This is a genomic window from Niallia sp. HCP3S3_B10 (assembly GCF_052064465.1).
Classification (GTDB): Bacteria; Bacillota; Bacilli; order Bacillales; family Cytobacillaceae; genus Niallia; species Niallia hominis.
Genome location: NZ_JBQHVO010000001.1, coordinates 163,827 through 180,044 on the forward strand (window position 1 = coordinate 163,827; position 16,218 = coordinate 180,044).

General features: G+C 34.6%; 17 protein-coding genes. 15 read left to right on the forward strand and 2 right to left on the reverse strand.

Annotation, left to right across the window (positions count from 1 at the left end; genetic code table 11):
• The first annotated feature begins 462 nt into the window (after positions 1-462).
• From ACTNDN_RS00795 to ACTNDN_RS00830, 8 genes are read left to right on the forward strand one after another with little or no spacing between them, the layout of a single operon-like run.
• Entirely contained in the window at positions 463-978 is a 516-nt protein-coding gene (locus ACTNDN_RS00795; protein ID WP_235247945.1) for a YqeG family HAD IIIA-type phosphatase, read from the forward strand.
• 3 nt (positions 979-981) lie between these two features.
• Complete coding sequence (gene yqeH, locus ACTNDN_RS00800; RefSeq protein ID WP_235247946.1) at positions 982-2,085, forward strand: ribosome biogenesis GTPase YqeH; 1,104 nt, start codon at positions 982-984, stop codon at positions 2,083-2,085.
• A gap of 36 nt (positions 2,086-2,121) precedes the next feature.
• Positions 2,122-2,961: a shikimate dehydrogenase gene (gene aroE, locus ACTNDN_RS00805; RefSeq protein ID WP_031536570.1), complete on the forward strand. Its 840-nt coding sequence runs from the start codon at positions 2,122-2,124 to the stop codon at positions 2,959-2,961.
• Positions 2,955-3,248 (forward strand): ribosome assembly RNA-binding protein YhbY, encoded by a 294-nt coding sequence (yhbY, locus tag ACTNDN_RS00810; protein ID WP_016202941.1) that lies wholly within the window; start codon positions 2,955-2,957, stop codon positions 3,246-3,248. The genes aroE and yhbY overlap by 7 nt, the downstream gene beginning before the upstream one ends.
• A gap of 22 nt (positions 3,249-3,270) precedes the next feature.
• Entirely contained in the window at positions 3,271-3,840 is a 570-nt protein-coding gene (locus tag ACTNDN_RS00815) for a nicotinate-nucleotide adenylyltransferase (RefSeq protein ID WP_031536571.1), read from the forward strand.
• Positions 3,830-4,396 carry a bis(5'-nucleosyl)-tetraphosphatase (symmetrical) YqeK gene (gene yqeK, locus ACTNDN_RS00820; RefSeq protein ID WP_031536572.1) on the forward strand — a complete coding sequence of 189 codons (567 nt, stop codon included), beginning with the start codon at positions 3,830-3,832 and terminating at the stop codon, positions 4,394-4,396. Before ACTNDN_RS00815 ends, yqeK begins: the two co-directional genes overlap by 11 nt.
• 4 nt (positions 4,397-4,400) lie before the next feature.
• A complete protein-coding gene (gene rsfS, locus ACTNDN_RS00825; protein WP_031536573.1) occupies positions 4,401-4,757 on the forward strand; it encodes a ribosome silencing factor in 357 nt (118 codons plus the stop codon).
• Complete coding sequence (locus tag ACTNDN_RS00830) at positions 4,754-5,500, forward strand: class I SAM-dependent methyltransferase (RefSeq protein ID WP_031536574.1); 747 nt, start codon at positions 4,754-4,756, stop codon at positions 5,498-5,500. The genes rsfS and ACTNDN_RS00830 overlap by 4 nt, the downstream gene beginning before the upstream one ends.
• A 159-nt stretch (positions 5,501-5,659) precedes the next feature.
• Here the strand turns inward: ACTNDN_RS00830 and comER are convergent, their stop codons facing one another.
• Positions 5,660-6,493: a late competence protein ComER gene (gene comER, locus ACTNDN_RS00835; protein WP_031536575.1), complete on the reverse strand. Its 834-nt coding sequence runs from the start codon at positions 6,491-6,493 to the stop codon at positions 5,660-5,662.
• A gap of 88 nt (positions 6,494-6,581) precedes the next feature.
• Between comER and ACTNDN_RS00840 the strand changes: the two genes are divergently transcribed.
• From ACTNDN_RS00840 to holA, 4 genes are all read left to right on the forward strand, one after another.
• Positions 6,582-7,220: a helix-hairpin-helix domain-containing protein gene (locus ACTNDN_RS00840; RefSeq protein WP_031536577.1), complete on the forward strand. Its 639-nt coding sequence runs from the start codon at positions 6,582-6,584 to the stop codon at positions 7,218-7,220.
• 152 nt (positions 7,221-7,372) lie between these two features.
• Complete coding sequence (locus tag ACTNDN_RS00845; protein ID WP_031536578.1) at positions 7,373-7,951, forward strand: ComE operon protein 2; 579 nt, start codon at positions 7,373-7,375, stop codon at positions 7,949-7,951.
• A 46-nt stretch (positions 7,952-7,997) separates the two neighbouring features.
• Positions 7,998-10,328: a DNA internalization-related competence protein ComEC/Rec2 gene (locus ACTNDN_RS00850; RefSeq protein WP_349204328.1), complete on the forward strand. Its 2,331-nt coding sequence runs from the start codon at positions 7,998-8,000 to the stop codon at positions 10,326-10,328.
• Positions 10,329-10,960: 632 nt separating this feature from the next.
• The gene (gene holA, locus ACTNDN_RS00855; RefSeq protein ID WP_031536580.1) at positions 10,961-11,983 is read left to right on the forward strand and encodes a DNA polymerase III subunit delta; all 1,023 of its coding nucleotides are present in this window, start codon (positions 10,961-10,963) and stop codon (positions 11,981-11,983) included.
• Between the two features lie 149 nt (positions 11,984-12,132).
• On the opposite strand, the gene rpsT is transcribed toward holA, so the two are convergent.
• Complete coding sequence (gene rpsT / locus ACTNDN_RS00860) at positions 12,133-12,399, reverse strand: 30S ribosomal protein S20 (protein WP_031536581.1); 267 nt, start codon at positions 12,397-12,399, stop codon at positions 12,133-12,135.
• Positions 12,400-12,606: 207 nt separating this feature from the next.
• Here rpsT and gpr point away from each other — a divergent pair, with 207 nt between their 5' ends.
• The 3 genes from gpr (at position 12,607) to lepA (ending at position 16,188) form a co-directional block, all read left to right on the forward strand.
• Positions 12,607-13,728: a GPR endopeptidase gene (gene gpr / locus ACTNDN_RS00865; RefSeq protein WP_031536582.1), complete on the forward strand. Its 1,122-nt coding sequence runs from the start codon at positions 12,607-12,609 to the stop codon at positions 13,726-13,728.
• Between the two features lie 174 nt (positions 13,729-13,902).
• A complete protein-coding gene (locus ACTNDN_RS00870) occupies positions 13,903-14,250 on the forward strand; it encodes a YqxA family protein (RefSeq protein ID WP_031536583.1) in 348 nt (115 codons plus the stop codon).
• A 102-nt stretch (positions 14,251-14,352) separates the two neighbouring features.
• Entirely contained in the window at positions 14,353-16,188 is a 1,836-nt protein-coding gene (lepA, locus tag ACTNDN_RS00875; RefSeq protein ID WP_031536584.1) for a translation elongation factor 4, read from the forward strand.
• Positions 16,189-16,218 lie beyond the last annotated feature (30 nt).

The following is a 16,218-nucleotide window of genomic DNA, read 5'->3' on the forward strand; positions in this document are numbered from 1 at the left end:
TACTGTGCGTATAAATTTGACATAGTTTTTTTTGATAGTAATAATTGCTTGTCCAACAATAGTCATTTAAGATACATTTTGTCATTTCCGGGAAGTTAGCCTTGGAAGTTTACTGGATATTATTCTGTATCCTTACTTTAACAAAAATAAACATAGAGAACAACTGTTCGGTTATCCACAATCATAAGTGGATAACCTGTGATTAATTTGTTGAGAAGTATGTAGACGGCGTGTAAATCAATGGGTATTATGTGCATAATGTTATCCACATATGTTGAAAAATGCGATTTTTGTCGAAAATTATTTTATTATTATCAAAAAAAGAATAGATATTGTATCTTCTTTAAGAAGAAAAACGGTATAATATTACTTTCTTCTACCGTGAAAAATGGTTACCATAAAAAGAGAAGCATATATATTGGTAAAAACATAGATATAAAAGAGACAAGAGGTGTATTTTAAGTGTTTAATCAATTTTTACCTGATCAGTTTGTAAAAAATATATTTGAGATTTCACCCGAAAGCTTAAAAGAAAAAGGAATTAAAGGGATTATCACTGATTTAGATAATACGTTAGTAGAATGGGATCGCCCGCTTGCAACACCGCAAATTATTGAATGGTTTGCAGAAATGAAAAGAAATAATATTAAAGTAACAATTGTTTCTAATAATAAGGAGACGAGGGTTAAGTCATTTTCAGATCCATTGCATATTCCTTTTATTTTTGCTGCGCGCAAACCACTTGGTCGAGCATTTAAAAGAGCAGTAATGCAAATGAATGTAAAAAAAGAAGAGACAGTAGTAATCGGAGACCAATTATTAACAGATGTTCTTGGTGGAAATAGAAGTGGGTTTCATACTATTTTAGTAGTTCCTGTTGCACAAACAGATGGTTTTATGACAAGAATCAATCGGAAAATTGAAAGAAGAATTTTAAATTGGTTTCGTAGAAACGGAAAATTGACTTGGGAGGATTAATAAGTGACAGAAAGAATACATTGTATTGGCTGTGGAGTTGCCATTCAAACGGATAATAAAAATGAATTAGGATATGCCCCTTCTTCTTCACTGGAGAAAGAAGAGGTAATTTGCCAAAGATGTTTCCGTTTAAAACATTATAATGAAGTACAGGATGTTTCATTAACAGATGATGACTTTTTAAAGATATTAAATGAGATTGGCAAAAGCGATAGCCTGATTGTTAAATTAGTAGATATATTTGATTTTAATGGAAGCTGGCTACCTGGTCTGCATCGTTTTACCGGGAAAAATAAGGTTTTATTAATTGGAAATAAAGTCGATCTTCTACCTAAATCAGTGAAACAGCAGAAAGTCGTTAATTGGATGAAAAAAGAAGCGAAAGATTTAGGATTAAGACCTGAAGATGTGTATCTTGTTAGTGCTGAAAGAGGGAAGAATGTAAAGGAAGTCTTAGAAGCAATTGATTATCACCGTAATGGAAAAAATGTTTACGTAGTTGGCTGTACAAACGTAGGGAAATCAACATTTATTAATCGAATTCTTAAAGAGGTTTCAGGAGAAGAAAATGTAATCACTACTTCCCATTTTCCAGGTACAACACTAGATATCATTGAGATACCTTTATCAGATGGGAAATTTTTAGTGGATACTCCGGGAATCATCAATCATCATCAAATGGCCCATTTTGTTGACAAAAAGGATTTAAAAGTTATAACTCCAAAGAAGGAAATCAAAGCGAGAATATTTCAATTAAACGACAGACAAACACTTTACTTTGGTGGACTAGCTCGATTTGATTTTGTTAAAGGGGATCGTAATAGCTTTGTTTGTTATTTTTCTAACGAGATAATGATTCATCGAACAAAATTGGAGAATGCAGATGAATTATATAAAAAGCATGCTGGTGAGTTATTAACTCCTCCAAACAGAGAACAGATGGATGAATTTCCCGAATTAGTAAGACACGATTTCTCCATAAAAGAGCCAAAGACGGATATTGTATTTTCGGGCTTAGGCTGGATTACAGTTAATGAACCAAATATTCAAGTATCTGTTTACGTTCCAAAAGGGGTTCATGCCATGCTTCGTAAATCATTGATATAAGGATTAGAAATGTCATAAGGGAAAAGGGAGAGCGGTATGAGGAAGAATTTTGCAGTAATTGGCGATCCAATCGAACATTCCATGTCACCTATTATGCACAATGATCTTTTTCAGTTTTATGGATTAGATGCTGAGATGAAAAAGATACATATAAAAAAGGATTTCCTGCAAAGTGGTTTAAGTGAATTAAGGGACATGAACATGGCAGGCTTTAATGTTACCGTACCACATAAACAAGCTATTATTCCCTTTTTGGATGAACTGGATCCGTTGAGTAAAGCTATTGGTGCTGTAAATACTGTAGTTTGTGAAAATGGTCGATGGATTGGGTATAATACAGATGGAGAAGGATATCTAAAAGGTCTTTTAAAGCAGCTTCCTGATATAAAACAGCGAAGAACCTTAATTATTGGAAGTGGTGGGGCTGCAAGGGGTATTTATTTTACTCTTGCTCATTATGGAGTAGAACAAGTCGATATTTGCAATCGTACCATTTCAAAGGCAAAAGCCTTAAAAGAGGCATGTCCTTATCCAGTAAAAACAAATATAATGGAAATTGCGCTAGCGGAAAAAACGCTTGGAGAATATGGTCTTATTATACAAACAACTTCTATCGGAATGTCACCAAAAATAGATGCTTCTCCCATTCAAATGAGCAATGTGATGGAGGGTGCGTTTGTAAGTGATATAATCTATAATCCATTGGAAACAAAAATATTAAAAGATGCCAAAGCCAAAGGCGCAATAACTCAAAACGGGATTGATATGTTTGTATATCAAGGAGCCCTAGCTTTTGAAAAATGGCAAGGGGTATTTCCAGATACAACTAGAATGAGGCAAAATGTTTTGACACAATTAGGAGGATTAACATGTTAAGAGGTAAGCAGAAAAGATTTTTACGAGCAAAGGCACACCATTTAAGTCCTATATTCCAAGTAGGAAAAGGTGGCGTAAATGATAATATGATTAAGCAAATAAGTGAAGCATTAGAAGTAAGAGAATTATTGAAAATAAGCATTTTACAAAATTGCGATGAAGATAAAGATACCGTTGCAAGTGAATTAGTGAATGGCACGAAAAGTGAGCTAGTTCAAATTATTGGCAATACAATCGTGTTATATAAAGAGTCTAAAGAAAATAAAACGATTAATTTACCATCTTAATTCCGCAGAAGAGGCGATATTTTTGAAAAAAGTAGGGATATTAGGAGGAACGTTTGATCCCCCTCATATTGGTCATCTAATCATTGCGAATGAAGTGCTACATGCAAAAAAATTAGATGAAATATGGTTTATGCCAAACCAAGAACCTCCACATAAAATGAAATCAGGGGACGTAACGAATGCTCATCGAGTGGACATGGTACAGTTATCGATAGAGGCACACACTTCTTTTCGAATCCAAACAATTGAAATGGATAGAGAAGGAAAATCATATACCTTCGATACAATGAAGCTATTAGAAGAAGCTTATCCAGATATTGATTTCTATTTTATAATTGGAGCAGATATGGTAGAATATCTGCCTAAATGGTATAAAATTCAAGAGCTTTTGAAAATGGTACAATTCATTAGTGTAAACCGTCCTAAATATGAACTTGAAACAGATTATCCTGTTCAGTATGTAAAGGTTCCTGATATTAATATTTCCTCTAGCTTAATTCGTGAAAGGGTTAAAGCTGGAGAAACCATTTCATTTTTAGTAAGAGATGCAGTAAAGAGATATATTGAGGAGAATCGATTATATGAAGCGTGAGGAAGCATTACAAATAGTGAAAGAGCAGATAACGGAAAAACGTTATATTCACACAATTGGTGTAATGGAAACAGCTATTAAGTTAGCGACTAAATATGGCGGAAATGTCGAAAAGGCAGAAATGGCAGCGATTTTTCACGATTACGCTAAATTCCGACAGAAGGATGAAATGAAACAGATTATCCTAGAGCAAAATATGGATCCTAATCTTTTATTGTTTCATTCTGAACTTTGGCATGCTCCAGTTGGCGCTTTTCTAGTAGAGAAAGAAGTAGGAATTAACGATAGGGAAATACTAGATGCTATTAGATACCATACTTCGGGGAGACCAGAAATGAGTATGCTAGAAAAAATAGTATACTTGGCTGATTATATGGAACCAGGTAGAGCTTTTCCTGGTGTTGATGAAGTTAGAGAATTAGCAGAACTGGATTTTGAACGTGCATTTTTACAAGCAGTAAAAAACACGATCATGTTTCTCATCCGGAATAATAGAGCAGTATTTCCTTTGAGTTTTGAAACATATAATAGTTATTGTATAAAACATGGAGGTTGATTGAATGGATGAACGTACGTTATTATGGACGGCAGTAAAAGCAGCAGATGCGAAAAGAGCAGAAAATATTGTTGCACTAAATATGAAAGGTATTTCTCTAGTCGCAGATTATTTTGTTATTTGTCATGGTAATTCAGACAAGCAAGTACAAGCAATTGCAAATGAAATTAAAGATAAAGCTAGCGAGCTTGGCATCACGGTTAAACGATTTGAAGGGTATAATGAAGCAAAGTGGATTTTAGTTGACTTAGGTGATATTATCGTTCATGTTTTCCACCGGGATGAAAGAACTTATTATAATTTAGAACGCCTTTGGGGAGACGCGCCAGTTGAAAACATTGAAAGCGTGATTAGTCAATGAGTTATGAGCAGTTTGCCTATCTTTATGATCGACTGATGAATGATGTTCCATACGATAAGTGGATTGAGCTTATAAAAAAAGCAGCAAGCGATTATAAAGTTGATGGAGCAAACCTTCTAGATTTAGCATGTGGAACAGGCGAATTAGCGATTAGATTATCACAGGCTGGTTTTCAAGTAACTGGTGTTGATTTATCAGAGGATATGCTGAGTGTTGCCCAGGCAAAAACGATGGAAGCAGGAGAATCGATTTTTTATCTTGAACAAGATATGTCTCAGTTAGAAGGTTTACCTGTTTTTGATCTTGTTTGTATATGCTGTGATTCCATCAATTATTTACAAACAGAAGAAGAAGTGGTTAATACATTTAACAGTGTTTATGAACATTTGGATGAAAGAGGTCTATTTATATTCGATGTTCATTCTTTGTATAAAATGAATCATTTATTTATTAATCAAACCTATGCTGTCAACGATGAGGACGTAAGCCTTATTTGGCAGTGCTACGAAGGTGACTATCCAAATAGTGTTGAGCATGATTTAAGCTTTTTTCAACTTGACGAAAAAACAGATATGTATTTTCGCTACGATGAACTCCATCTTCAACGAACCTATTCGGTTGAACAGTATAGAGAATGGCTTGAGCAAACTGGTTTTGCTATTCTAAAAGTAGAAGCAGATTTTTCTGATGGTCCAATAGAGGATCATGCAGAAAGAATTTTCTTTTATTGTAAGAAAAAGTGAGAGAGTATCTAAGTTGAAATAATTATTAGAAAATGGAAATGTTCCATAGAGGGATCATTTCCATTTTCTTATGTCCGATTGGAAAATCTTAAAGGCGGATAAAAAAATTTAAATGGAAAGAAGGAATTTACGTTAGTCTTATAGAATGTTTTATTAGCATTAACTATTTTTATGCCCTGAAACAAGATTTTTAAGGGATAGCTGATCATCCTCATATTTTGCATGTGTTGCCTGAAATAACTGGTTAAAAGTATCTCCTAGTTGACGTTCTAATACGTTTATTCCTTCGCCAGTGATACCACCCTTTACACTTACTTTTTCCTGTAAGGTAGGTAAAGTATAATAACCTTTCTTTAATAATTCTCCCAACCCAATAAGCATTTCACTAGCTAATTTAGTTGCTGTTTCTAAATCAATTTCCGTTTCATCCACCGCACCTTCGATAAACTTCCTAGTAAGATAACAAAAAAATGCTGGTCCGCAACTTACTATATCAGAGGCTACCCTCGTAATATTATCTTCAATTTCTAACGGAGTCGAAAACTTTTTATAGAAATTCTCCAGCTGATTTTTCCAAGCTTCTGTACAATTCCTTCCAAAAGAGAACAAAGATACGCCTGCTAATGCTCTATTTGTTATGCTTGGAATTATCCGCGCAACAGAGCAATTAAAGAAAGTTTCAAGCTGGTCAGGGCTAATTGGACTTGTAATGGAAACGACACATTTATCCTTTGTTAAAACAGGAGAAATGTTTTTAGAGACACCATACATATCATGAGGCTTTACACATAAAAAAATAAGATCTGCTTCTTTTGCTATTTCAATAGCATTAGAGCATATATTTATGTTTGGATAATTTTCCTTAATTTCTAATGCTTTGGAAAGTGTTCGATTAAAAATAAATACGTCTTCGGGGGAAATAGCATTTCCATCAATCATCGCTTCTATTAATATTTTCCCCATATTACCTGTACCAATCATTCCAATTTTCATTTTTCCTTCCCCCCCTATAATGAGCGGTTTCTCATATAACGATATGAAGCAAAGATAAAAAATATACCTGAAAGGATGATTAGTTATCATGGACTGGCTTCGAAAAAATAGAAAATTCATTTTTATTGTTTTAGGTTGTTTACTCTTTCTTGTGCTTTATCATTATTCTCCTATCCTTATGCAACCTAATGAGGAAGAAGACTATATTCAGCAAGATGATTTATTTGCAGGTAGCAGTGTGGAGGAAACAGCGATAGATGGTAATAGTGTGGAAGAGGGATTACAAGATAAATTGCTGATTGTAGATGTAAAAGGCGCAGTTAAAAACCCGGGAGTTTATGAAGCAACGGAAGGAGACCGAGTGAATGATATCATAAAAAAAGCAGGAGGGATGTTGGATAAAGGAGAAAAAAATGGGGTGAATTTAGCGATGAAGGTGACAGATGAGATGATTATCTATGTTCCATATATAGGGGAAGAAGATTCTATTATTAGCGAATCTGGAAACCAGACGAGCTTATCCTCAGATGAGGAATTAATAAATATAAATAAGGCTAGTGAAACAGAATTAACTGAATTGCCAGGGGTGGGACCTTCCAAAGCAGCTGCAATCATTGAATATCGTGAACAAAATGGAGGTTTCTCTACAAAAGAGGATATCAAAAACATAAGTGGAATTGGCGAGAAAACATATGAGAAATTAGAAGCATTCATTACCATAAAGTGATAGACAAATGTTTTACAGAAAATTTAGGTGAGTTATGTCCATGGCTTAGCTTCCTTTTCATAATTGACTCACAACATACTTCTCGATAAACTAAATGAAGAATTAGATTATTGCATTGCATAACTTTGATAATTAATGGGAGTGAATGGGAATTGGATAGAATTTCATGGGATGAGTATTTTATGGCACAAAGTGAATTATTAGCATTAAGAAGCACATGTACAAGATTAGCAGTTGGAGCGACTATCGTACGAGATAAGCGTATTATTGCTGGTGGATATAATGGTAGCATAGCTGGTGGAGTTCATTGTATAGACGAAGGTTGCTATGTCATTGATAATCATTGTGTACGAACCATTCATGCAGAGATGAATGCGATTTTACAATGTGCAAAATTTGGTGTTCCTACAGATGGGGCAGATATATATGTCACTCATTTTCCTTGTCTCCAATGCTGCAAGGCGATTGTACAAGCAGGGATTAAGACAGTGTATTATGCAATAGATTATAAAAATCATCCGTATGCACTTGAGCTGTTTGAACAGGCTAATATTGCAACAGTACAAGTGGAGAGAAATGATTTTGATAAAAAAGAAGAGAAAAAGGCTTTAGTGGAAGCACTTGTTAAGCAATTAAAGGAAAATAATACGGATACTGTTAATGTGGAAACGTTGGAAAAAAGAGCAGAAGAATTATTTTCTATTATCCCTACAGCAAAGACGTCTATTTGATAATTCTTTTCCTTTTCCGATCTACAGCAGTAGATAGGAGCGATTTATGTTTCAAACTAGATTTCTATTCTTCGCCATTTCGGCATTTTTTGGTATTTTATGCTCTTTTTCTCAAACATTATTTTTTTATCTATTATATATTCTTTTTATCCTATGGCTTTATTTGGCTAAAAAAATCACATTAGGATTAAGTGGTTTTCTCATTTGTTTCTTTCTCCTTTTTCTTGTGAGGGGTAGTTATGACAATATAGGAAACCACTCGGAGATAAGCGAAGATGATTCTTCTTTTATCATTACTTTCCTAGAGTCAGCTGATATAGACGGGGATAGGTGGAGGACCGTTGGGCGTGATAAACAAACGAAAGAAAAATTAATCGTTTCCTACAAAATGAATACAGAAAAAGAAAAAAATTTTTTAGAAAGTGAGCGAGTGATTGGGAAAACTTGTATGCTACAGGGGTCATTATCGCTTCCCGCTTCGCAAAGAAACGAGAATGGGTTTGATTATAGACAGTTTCTTAAAAATGATTCAATTTATTGGTTACTTGCAACACAGGATTTAAATTTAACAAACTGTAAGGAAGAAAGTAATCTCCTCTTTTCATTAAAGCAGCTGAGAGAAAAAGGGACTATCTGGATTGCTGAACATTTTTCAGAAACAACCGTACCTATTGCAGAAGCGCTTATTTTTGGCGAACGAGGAATGATGGACGAAAACCTCCAAATTGCGTATCAGCGTTTAGGAATTATCCATCTACTAGCTATTTCTGGCTCCCATGTTGTCGTATTAATAGGGATACTTTATTTTGTGATGATCCGAGCTGGAATTACGAAAGAAAGGGCTAGCACAATTCTTTTACTACTCTTGCCCGTTTATGCTGTATTGACAGGAATAAGTCCATCGGTAGTTAGAGCTGTTTTGACCTCCATGGTACTATTGGCCAAAAATAAATTTCGAATTTTTTCTGGCTTGCCGATGATTGATATAATCAGTGTAGTCTTTTGTTTATGCTTAATTATCGACCCACGGAATCTTTTTAATATTGGTTTTTTGTTATCCTTTATTGTTTGTTTTTTCCTCATCCTTTCTTCCACTCTAATTAGGTCTTATCATACCTCAACCGTCAAAATGTATTTCTTTACTACTTTTATTTCCGAATATGCAGTAATTCCTGTTATATTGTATTATTTTTATGAAATTCCTACTCTATCTTTAGTAGCGAATCTTATTTATATCCCCTTTTATACAATTATTGTTTTGCCGTATTTAATTAGCCTTTATATTCTCTCTTTTCTATTTCCACAAATATTATCCTTTTTTTCTTTTCCTTTGGATCTTATGTTAATGTTTTCAGATAAACTGGTATTAAAGCTTGCTAGCTATCCTTTTAGTACGCTTGTTCTCGGAAGACCATCTTCTGTTTTGCTTGGCGCTTATATTGTCAGTTTACCGATTTTCTTTTTTTTGTATGAAATTATGCCAAAGAAATCGAGGAATTGGCTCTATATTATCCCTATATTGATTATTAGTTTTCAATACATTGACAATGTTTATTCAGCAAAAGGCGAAATTACTTTTATTGATGTAGGCCAAGGTGACAGTATTCTCATTCAATTGCCATATAATAAGGGGACTTATTTAATTGATACTGGTGGGACGGTAACTTTTCCTATGGAGGAATGGCAAAAACGAAAAGATCCTTTTGAAGTAGGTGCAAAAACAGTAGTTCCTTTTTTGAAAAGTAAAGGGATATCTACGATTGATAAACTAATATTGACACACGGTGATTTAGACCATATTGGAGGAAGTACAGCTGTAATAGAGCAATTAAATGTAAAAGAAATAATGTATCCAAATGTAACGGAAGAATCTTCGATAGAAAAAGAAAGACTATTATCGTTAGCAAAGCAGAAAAAAATTCCGATTCACTTTATTCAAGCAGGGAAAAAATGGACTACTGGGAAGGATGCTTTTTTAGTTTTAGCTCCTTTTGAGACAGAGGATTTAACGAAGAATAATGGTTCGATTGTAATTTATGCAAAGATTGCCAATAGAACATGGTTATTTACAGGTGATCTAGAAAAGGAAGGAGAAGAAGCGTTAATGCTTAACTATCCGCTTTTAAAGGATATAGATATTTTAAAGGTGGGCCATCATGGAAGCAAAACTTCTTCTACTAGTGAATTTATTGAGCAGCTTAAACCGAAAATTGCTATTATATCAGTTGGGGAAAATAATAGTTATAACCATCCAAGTCAAGAAGTGCTTTCTACTTTAAAAGAAAGTAAAGTCAAAGTATTTAGAACAGATGAAAATGGGGGAATTTCTTTTTATTTTTCCGAAAAAGGTGGAACGTTTCAATTGCAAATTCCATAGAATATAGCAAATGAGAATGGCTAAATCAATAAACAATGTCACTCTAATACCTATCCCACTGTAAGATATGCTTAAGCTCTTTGCACATCGCCAAAACACCTAAGCGCTGCGACTAGATTAAGGAAACACAAAGTGCGATAGCTTTTTTGTGTCTGCTTACGCAAAAGGAGACCTGAAATTTGTTAGCCAGCATATGCTAGATAGCAAATGGACTTTAGAACGTTTCTACTTTCTTACCTGTGAACAAAAAATACTTATAAAAAATGACTTGTTTTGCATTTCCTAAGCTGTCAAGACTTGACACAAATAGATTAAAGCCATTCGAGCACACTAGTAATAATACAAGTGCACCGTTACATATGAAGTATCCTAGGCCTTGATATGTAACGTTCATTATAGATTGAAGGAAGGTTTCTCTGATTCCCTTTTTTTGCTACTAGTACTCTTTGGAAAAGCAAGCAAGCTTTTTTGAAGAAATTTCTTAAGCAAGAGAGGAGTTTTCTCGAGGACCTTCTTTCTGTTAATAAATGAGCTAATTTTTGAAAAAGAGGACAACAAATAGGAGTTTCGTATATAATAATGGTTTAGTAATGGTTTATGCTAAAGAGTTATTTAGGGAATGGGGAGAAGAAATGATCGAAGAATTATGGAAAAAAATTAAACGCAAAGATTTTTCTTTTGTCTATTTATTATACGGACTAGAGTCTTTTCTAATAAACGAAACGAAATATTTATTGTTGCAATCTTTATTAAATGAGGAAGATGAGGATTTTAATTTATCTACATATGATTTGGAGGAAACTCCGGTAGAATTAGCGATAGAGGATGCAGAAACAATTCCTTTTTTTGGCGATAGAAAAGTGATTGTTTTAAATAATCCATTCTTCCTTACGGCTGAAAAAACAAAGTCAAAGGTAGAGCATAATGTAAAGAAATTGGAGGAATATTTGAAACAGCCTTCACCGTTTACTACAATGATATTTATCGCTAGTTACGAAAAGTTAGATGAACGGAAAAAAATAACAAAACAGTTAAAAACAGCAGCGTCTATTTTGGAAGCCAAAAAATTAAATGAGCAAGAATTGAAGAAATGGCTCAAGCAGCGTGCAGCATATAATCAGGTTGAAATAAATGAAGATGGATTGGATATGATCCTAAGTCTTGCGGGAACAAATTTATCCCTTTTAACATCTGAGATTGATAAAATGGCTTTATATGTACAAGATTCAAAATTAATAACGAAGGAAATTGTCGAGGAATTAGTGGCGAAATCATTGGAGCAAAATATCTTTAGCCTTGTCGATAAAGTAATCTCTAAAAAAATGGATGAAGCCTTACGGATTTATTATGATTTATTAAAGCAAAATGAAGAGCCATTAAAAATACTTTCGATTATAGCAAATCAATTTCGCTTAATCTATCAAGTAAAAGCACTAGCTCAAAAAGGATATGGGCAACAGCAAATTGCCTCTGTTTTAAAAGTCCATCCATTCCGAGTGAAACTAGCCGCAGGACAAGCTCAGCGTTTTACAGAAGAGGAATTAACAAAATGCATCCAACTATTTGCAGAAGGCGATTATCAGTTAAAAACAGGATCCATGCCAAAAAATATGGTGATAGAAATGATTTTATTTCAATTAGGACATGGAATGTAGGAGAGCGGAATTTATAGTGACAAAAACAGTAGGATGAAAAACCCCTCTTACTGTTTTTGTTTATATTTTGATTTACGGGGTTAATATTATAGCTGAATAAATAAAAAGACATAAAAAAGACTATCTAATTGATAGTCTTTTTTTACTCATTATGCGTTTGAAGCATTTTTTCTTTTCGCTAAACGAGATTTTTTACGAGCAGCAGCATTTTTATGAATAAGACCTTTAGCAGCAGCTTTGTCTAATTTACTAGCAGCTTCTACAAAACTTTCATTTGCAGCAGTTGTATCATTAAGAGCAATAGCAGCTTCAGTCTTTTTAACAGCAGTACGCATTGCAGATTTAACTGTAGTGTTTTGAGCATTACGAGCTTCACTAGTTTTTACACGTTTAATAGCAGATTTAATATTTGGCATTTACGTTCACCTCCTAAAAAGAAGCATCAAGTTCATTATTTAAACTCGATATATACATTCCTAAAAAACTTAAAGAACAAGTGATATTTTATCAAACGAGGACTAATAATGCAAGACTTCCTTCTAATTTGGACAATATGAATTTTTTTGGGGAGAAAGGCAATGCTAATAATATTCTTATATTAATTTAATTGGAAGGGGATAACGATGGAGGAAAAACTAGATTTAAGCATGTATTCTATACGGACTGATTTAGCTATTGAGGCAAAGGATTTAGCTTTACATAAACAAGGGCTTGTTCAAAATGAACAGGATCAATCACAGCTTGAAGGGGTTATCATCAAGGAAAAAGAGGAAAATGGCATTAAAATGTCCTATGTGGAAGTAACAGAAAAGGGCGAAGAAATAATAGGGAAAAAACAAGGTAAATATTTAACAATAGAAGTATTAGGAATAAGACAGCAGGATACGAAATTGCAAGAGAAAGTAGAGAAAGTTTTTGCAAGTGAGTTTTCGCAATTTTTAAAGCAGAGCAATATTAAAGAAAATGCATCCTGCTTAGTAGTTGGGCTAGGGAACTGGAATGTTACCCCAGATGCGTTAGGACCTCAGGTTTGTGAAAATATACTTGTAACGAGGCATTTATACGAATTGCAGCCAGAAAGCGTGGAAGAGGGATATCGGCCAGTATCAAGTTTAGCCCCAGGAGTAATGGGTCTTACTGGAATTGAAACGAGCGATATCATTAAAGGAGTAGTAGAGAAAACGAATCCTGATTTTGTTATCGTAATTGATGCACTCGCATCACGTTCAATAGACCGTGTAAATTCTACTATCCAAGTTTCAGATACAGGGATCCATCCAGGGTCTGGCGTAGGAAATAAACGGAAGGAACTGAGTGAAGAAACACTAGGAAGACCAGTGATTGCAATAGGAGTACCGACGGTGGTGGATGCTGTATCTATTACGAGCGATACGATAGATTACATCTTGAAGCATTTTGGAAAAGAACTAAAAGAAGGGAATAGGCCATCAAGAGCGTTAGCACCGGCAGGATTAAGCTTTGGAGAAAAAAGAAAATTAACGGAGGAGGATTTGCCAGAAGAACAGCATCGGAAGACTTTTCTCGGTATTATTGGTACATTGCCTGAAGAGGAAAAGAGAAAGTTAATTTATGAAGTGCTATCGCCAATAGGTCATAATTTAATGGTTACGCCAAAAGAAGTGGATGTCTTTATTGAGGATATGGCTAACTTACTTGCAAATGGATTAAATGCTGCCCTTCATTCAGCCATTAATCAAGAAAATGTTGGTTATAATACTCACTAGTTGACAATAATAGTTCTATCTTTCCTAGTATTTTCATACATTTTAATAGAGTTGCTAGGAAATGATTGCTATTTTTCCATGGAACGAAAGGATGTATCTCTAGGGATGCTCCCTTTCTTTTTAATATATGGAGAATTGCAGACTTGATAATTAGATTAAAGGAGATTGATCAAGTTGAAACTATATACATTAGGTGCTGTCGGAATCGTTTTGTTAATGTTTATATGTGTCTTATTCGGAATGCAGCAAGCAAATAGCGGGATTCACAAAATGAGAGGCTATGATGATCAAGGGCTTCAAAGTGCAGTCTCCGTAAAAAATGAGGATGGAAATGTAGAGGCTTCCGTCCTAGGACAAAACGTTACAAGTCATGATTTAGAACAAAAGAAACAGCAATTAGAAGAAATGAGGGCTTTTAATTTATTGTCAAGTATCGGTAAAGGAGTAGCTGATACCATTTCTTCATTGGCAGAAAAAGGCGTAAGTCTGGTTGGAGATATAATTGAAGAAAAAGAAAACTAGAAAACTGTTTAGTAATTCATTTTACTTTTCGTTGAATCTTATTCTTCACACTGCTATAATCAAAAATAGTGTACATGCGCGATTATTGTAGGAGTGAACTAAATGAACAGAGAAGAGATGCTAAAAAGACAATCAAAAATTAGAAATTTTTCTATTATTGCACATATAGATCATGGGAAATCCACCCTAGCTGATAGAATATTAGAAAAAACAAACGCACTCACTGCACGTGAGATGAAAGATCAGCTATTAGATTCAATGGATTTAGAAAGAGAACGTGGAATCACGATTAAATTAAACTCAGTCCAGCTTAAATATAAGGCAAATGATGGAGAAATCTATACACTTCATTTAATTGATACACCAGGTCACGTGGATTTTACATATGAAGTATCACGTAGTTTGGCTGCATGTGAAGGAGCAGTACTAGTAGTTGATGCTGCACAAGGAATTGAAGCACAAACATTAGCAAATGTTTATTTAGCAATTGATAATGATTTGGAAATTGTTCCGGTTATTAATAAAATTGACCTTCCAAGTGCTGATCCTGAAAGGGTTAGAAATGAAATTGAAGAGGTAATTGGATTAGATGCTTCTGAGGCTGTACTAGCTTCTGCCAAAGCTGGAATAGGGATAGAGGAAATACTAGAACAAGTTGTTGAGAAAGTTCCTGCTCCTGAAGGGGATCCAGAAGCGCCATTAAAAGCACTTATTTTTGACAGCCTATATGATGCATATCGTGGGGTTGTGACGTATATCCGTGTTGTTGATGGTACGGTAAAACCTGGTGACAAAATTAAAATGATGGCAACAGGCAAAGAATTTGAAGTTATTGAGGTGGGAGTATTTACACCGAAAGCTACTCCTACAGATCACTTATCTGTTGGGGATGTAGGTTTCTTAACAGCGGCAATTAAAAATGTTGGGGATACTCGAGTAGGGGATACCATAACTAATGCAAAGAATGGCGCAACAGAAGCATTACCAGGATACCGTAAGTTAAATCCAATGGTTTATTGTGGGTTGTATCCAATAGACAGTGCGAAATTTAATGATTTACGGGAAGCATTAGAAAAATTGGAACTAAATGATTCTGCGTTGCAATTTGAGCCAGAGACATCTCAAGCATTAGGATTTGGTTTCCGTTGTGGTTTCCTTGGCCTTCTTCATATGGAGATTATCCAAGAACGGATTGAGCGAGAATTTAAAATTGACTTGATTACAACAGCACCAAGTGTTATCTACGATGTTATTTTGACAGATGGAACTGAAATCAAGGTAGACAATCCGTCGGCAATGCCAGATCCTCAAAAAATCGAACGCATTGAAGAACCTTTTGTTAAAGCAACAATGATGGCTCCTAATGAATATGTCGGTGCGATCATGGAATTATGTCAACTAAAACGTGGTGTATTCATTGATATGCAATATATGGATGAAACTCGTGTCAAAATTACGTATGAAATCCCATTGTCGGAAATTGTGTATGATTTCTTTGACCAATTGAAATCAAACACAAGAGGTTATGCATCCTTTGATTATGAGTTGATTGGATACAAAACTTCTACACTTGTGAAGATGGATATTTTATTAAATGCAGAACAAGTGGATGCCCTCAGTTTTATTGTTCATAAAGATTTTGCCTATGAAAGAGGGAAAGTAATTGTAGAGAAATTAAAGGAACTTATTCCACGCCAGCAGTTTGAGGTTCCGATCCAAGCGGCAATTGGTCAAAAGATAGTTGCCCGTTCTACCATTAAAGCGATGCGGAAAAACGTATTGGCTAAATGTTACGGTGGCGATATTTCTCGTAAACGTAAATTGCTAGAGAAGCAAAAGGAAGGGAAAAAACGAATGAAGCAAGTTGGTTCCGTTGAAGTACCGCAAGAAGCATTTATGGCCGTATTACGGATGGATGATAATAATACAAAAAAATAAAATACAGTTGATGAGCCGAAAGTAGCATGG

Excerpts from the sequence above, each read along its gene's own strand:
- comER (WP_031536575.1), bottom strand. The coding sequence starts at position 6,493 with ATGAAAATTGGAATGATTGGTACAGGTAATATGGGGAAAATATTAATA.
- ACTNDN_RS00850 (WP_349204328.1), top strand. The coding sequence starts at position 7,998 with ATGTTTCAAACTAGATTTCTATTCTTCGCCATTTCGGCATTTTTTGGT.
- rpsT (WP_031536581.1), bottom strand. The coding sequence starts at position 12,399 with ATGCCAAATATTAAATCTGCTATTAAACGTGTAAAAACTAGTGAAGCT.
- holA (WP_031536580.1), top strand. The coding sequence starts at position 10,961 with ATGATCGAAGAATTATGGAAAAAAATTAAACGCAAAGATTTTTCTTTT.
- ACTNDN_RS00840 (WP_031536577.1), top strand. The coding sequence starts at position 6,582 with ATGGACTGGCTTCGAAAAAATAGAAAATTCATTTTTATTGTTTTAGGT.
- gpr (WP_031536582.1), top strand. The coding sequence starts at position 12,607 with ATGGAGGAAAAACTAGATTTAAGCATGTATTCTATACGGACTGATTTA.
- yhbY (WP_016202941.1), top strand. The coding sequence starts at position 2,955 with ATGTTAAGAGGTAAGCAGAAAAGATTTTTACGAGCAAAGGCACACCAT.
- lepA (WP_031536584.1), top strand. The coding sequence starts at position 14,353 with ATGAACAGAGAAGAGATGCTAAAAAGACAATCAAAAATTAGAAATTTT.
- aroE (WP_031536570.1), top strand. The coding sequence starts at position 2,122 with ATGAGGAAGAATTTTGCAGTAATTGGCGATCCAATCGAACATTCCATG.
- yqeK (WP_031536572.1), top strand. The coding sequence starts at position 3,830 with ATGAAGCGTGAGGAAGCATTACAAATAGTGAAAGAGCAGATAACGGAA.
- ACTNDN_RS00830 (WP_031536574.1), top strand. The coding sequence starts at position 4,754 with ATGAGTTATGAGCAGTTTGCCTATCTTTATGATCGACTGATGAATGAT.
- rsfS (WP_031536573.1), top strand. The coding sequence starts at position 4,401 with ATGGATGAACGTACGTTATTATGGACGGCAGTAAAAGCAGCAGATGCG.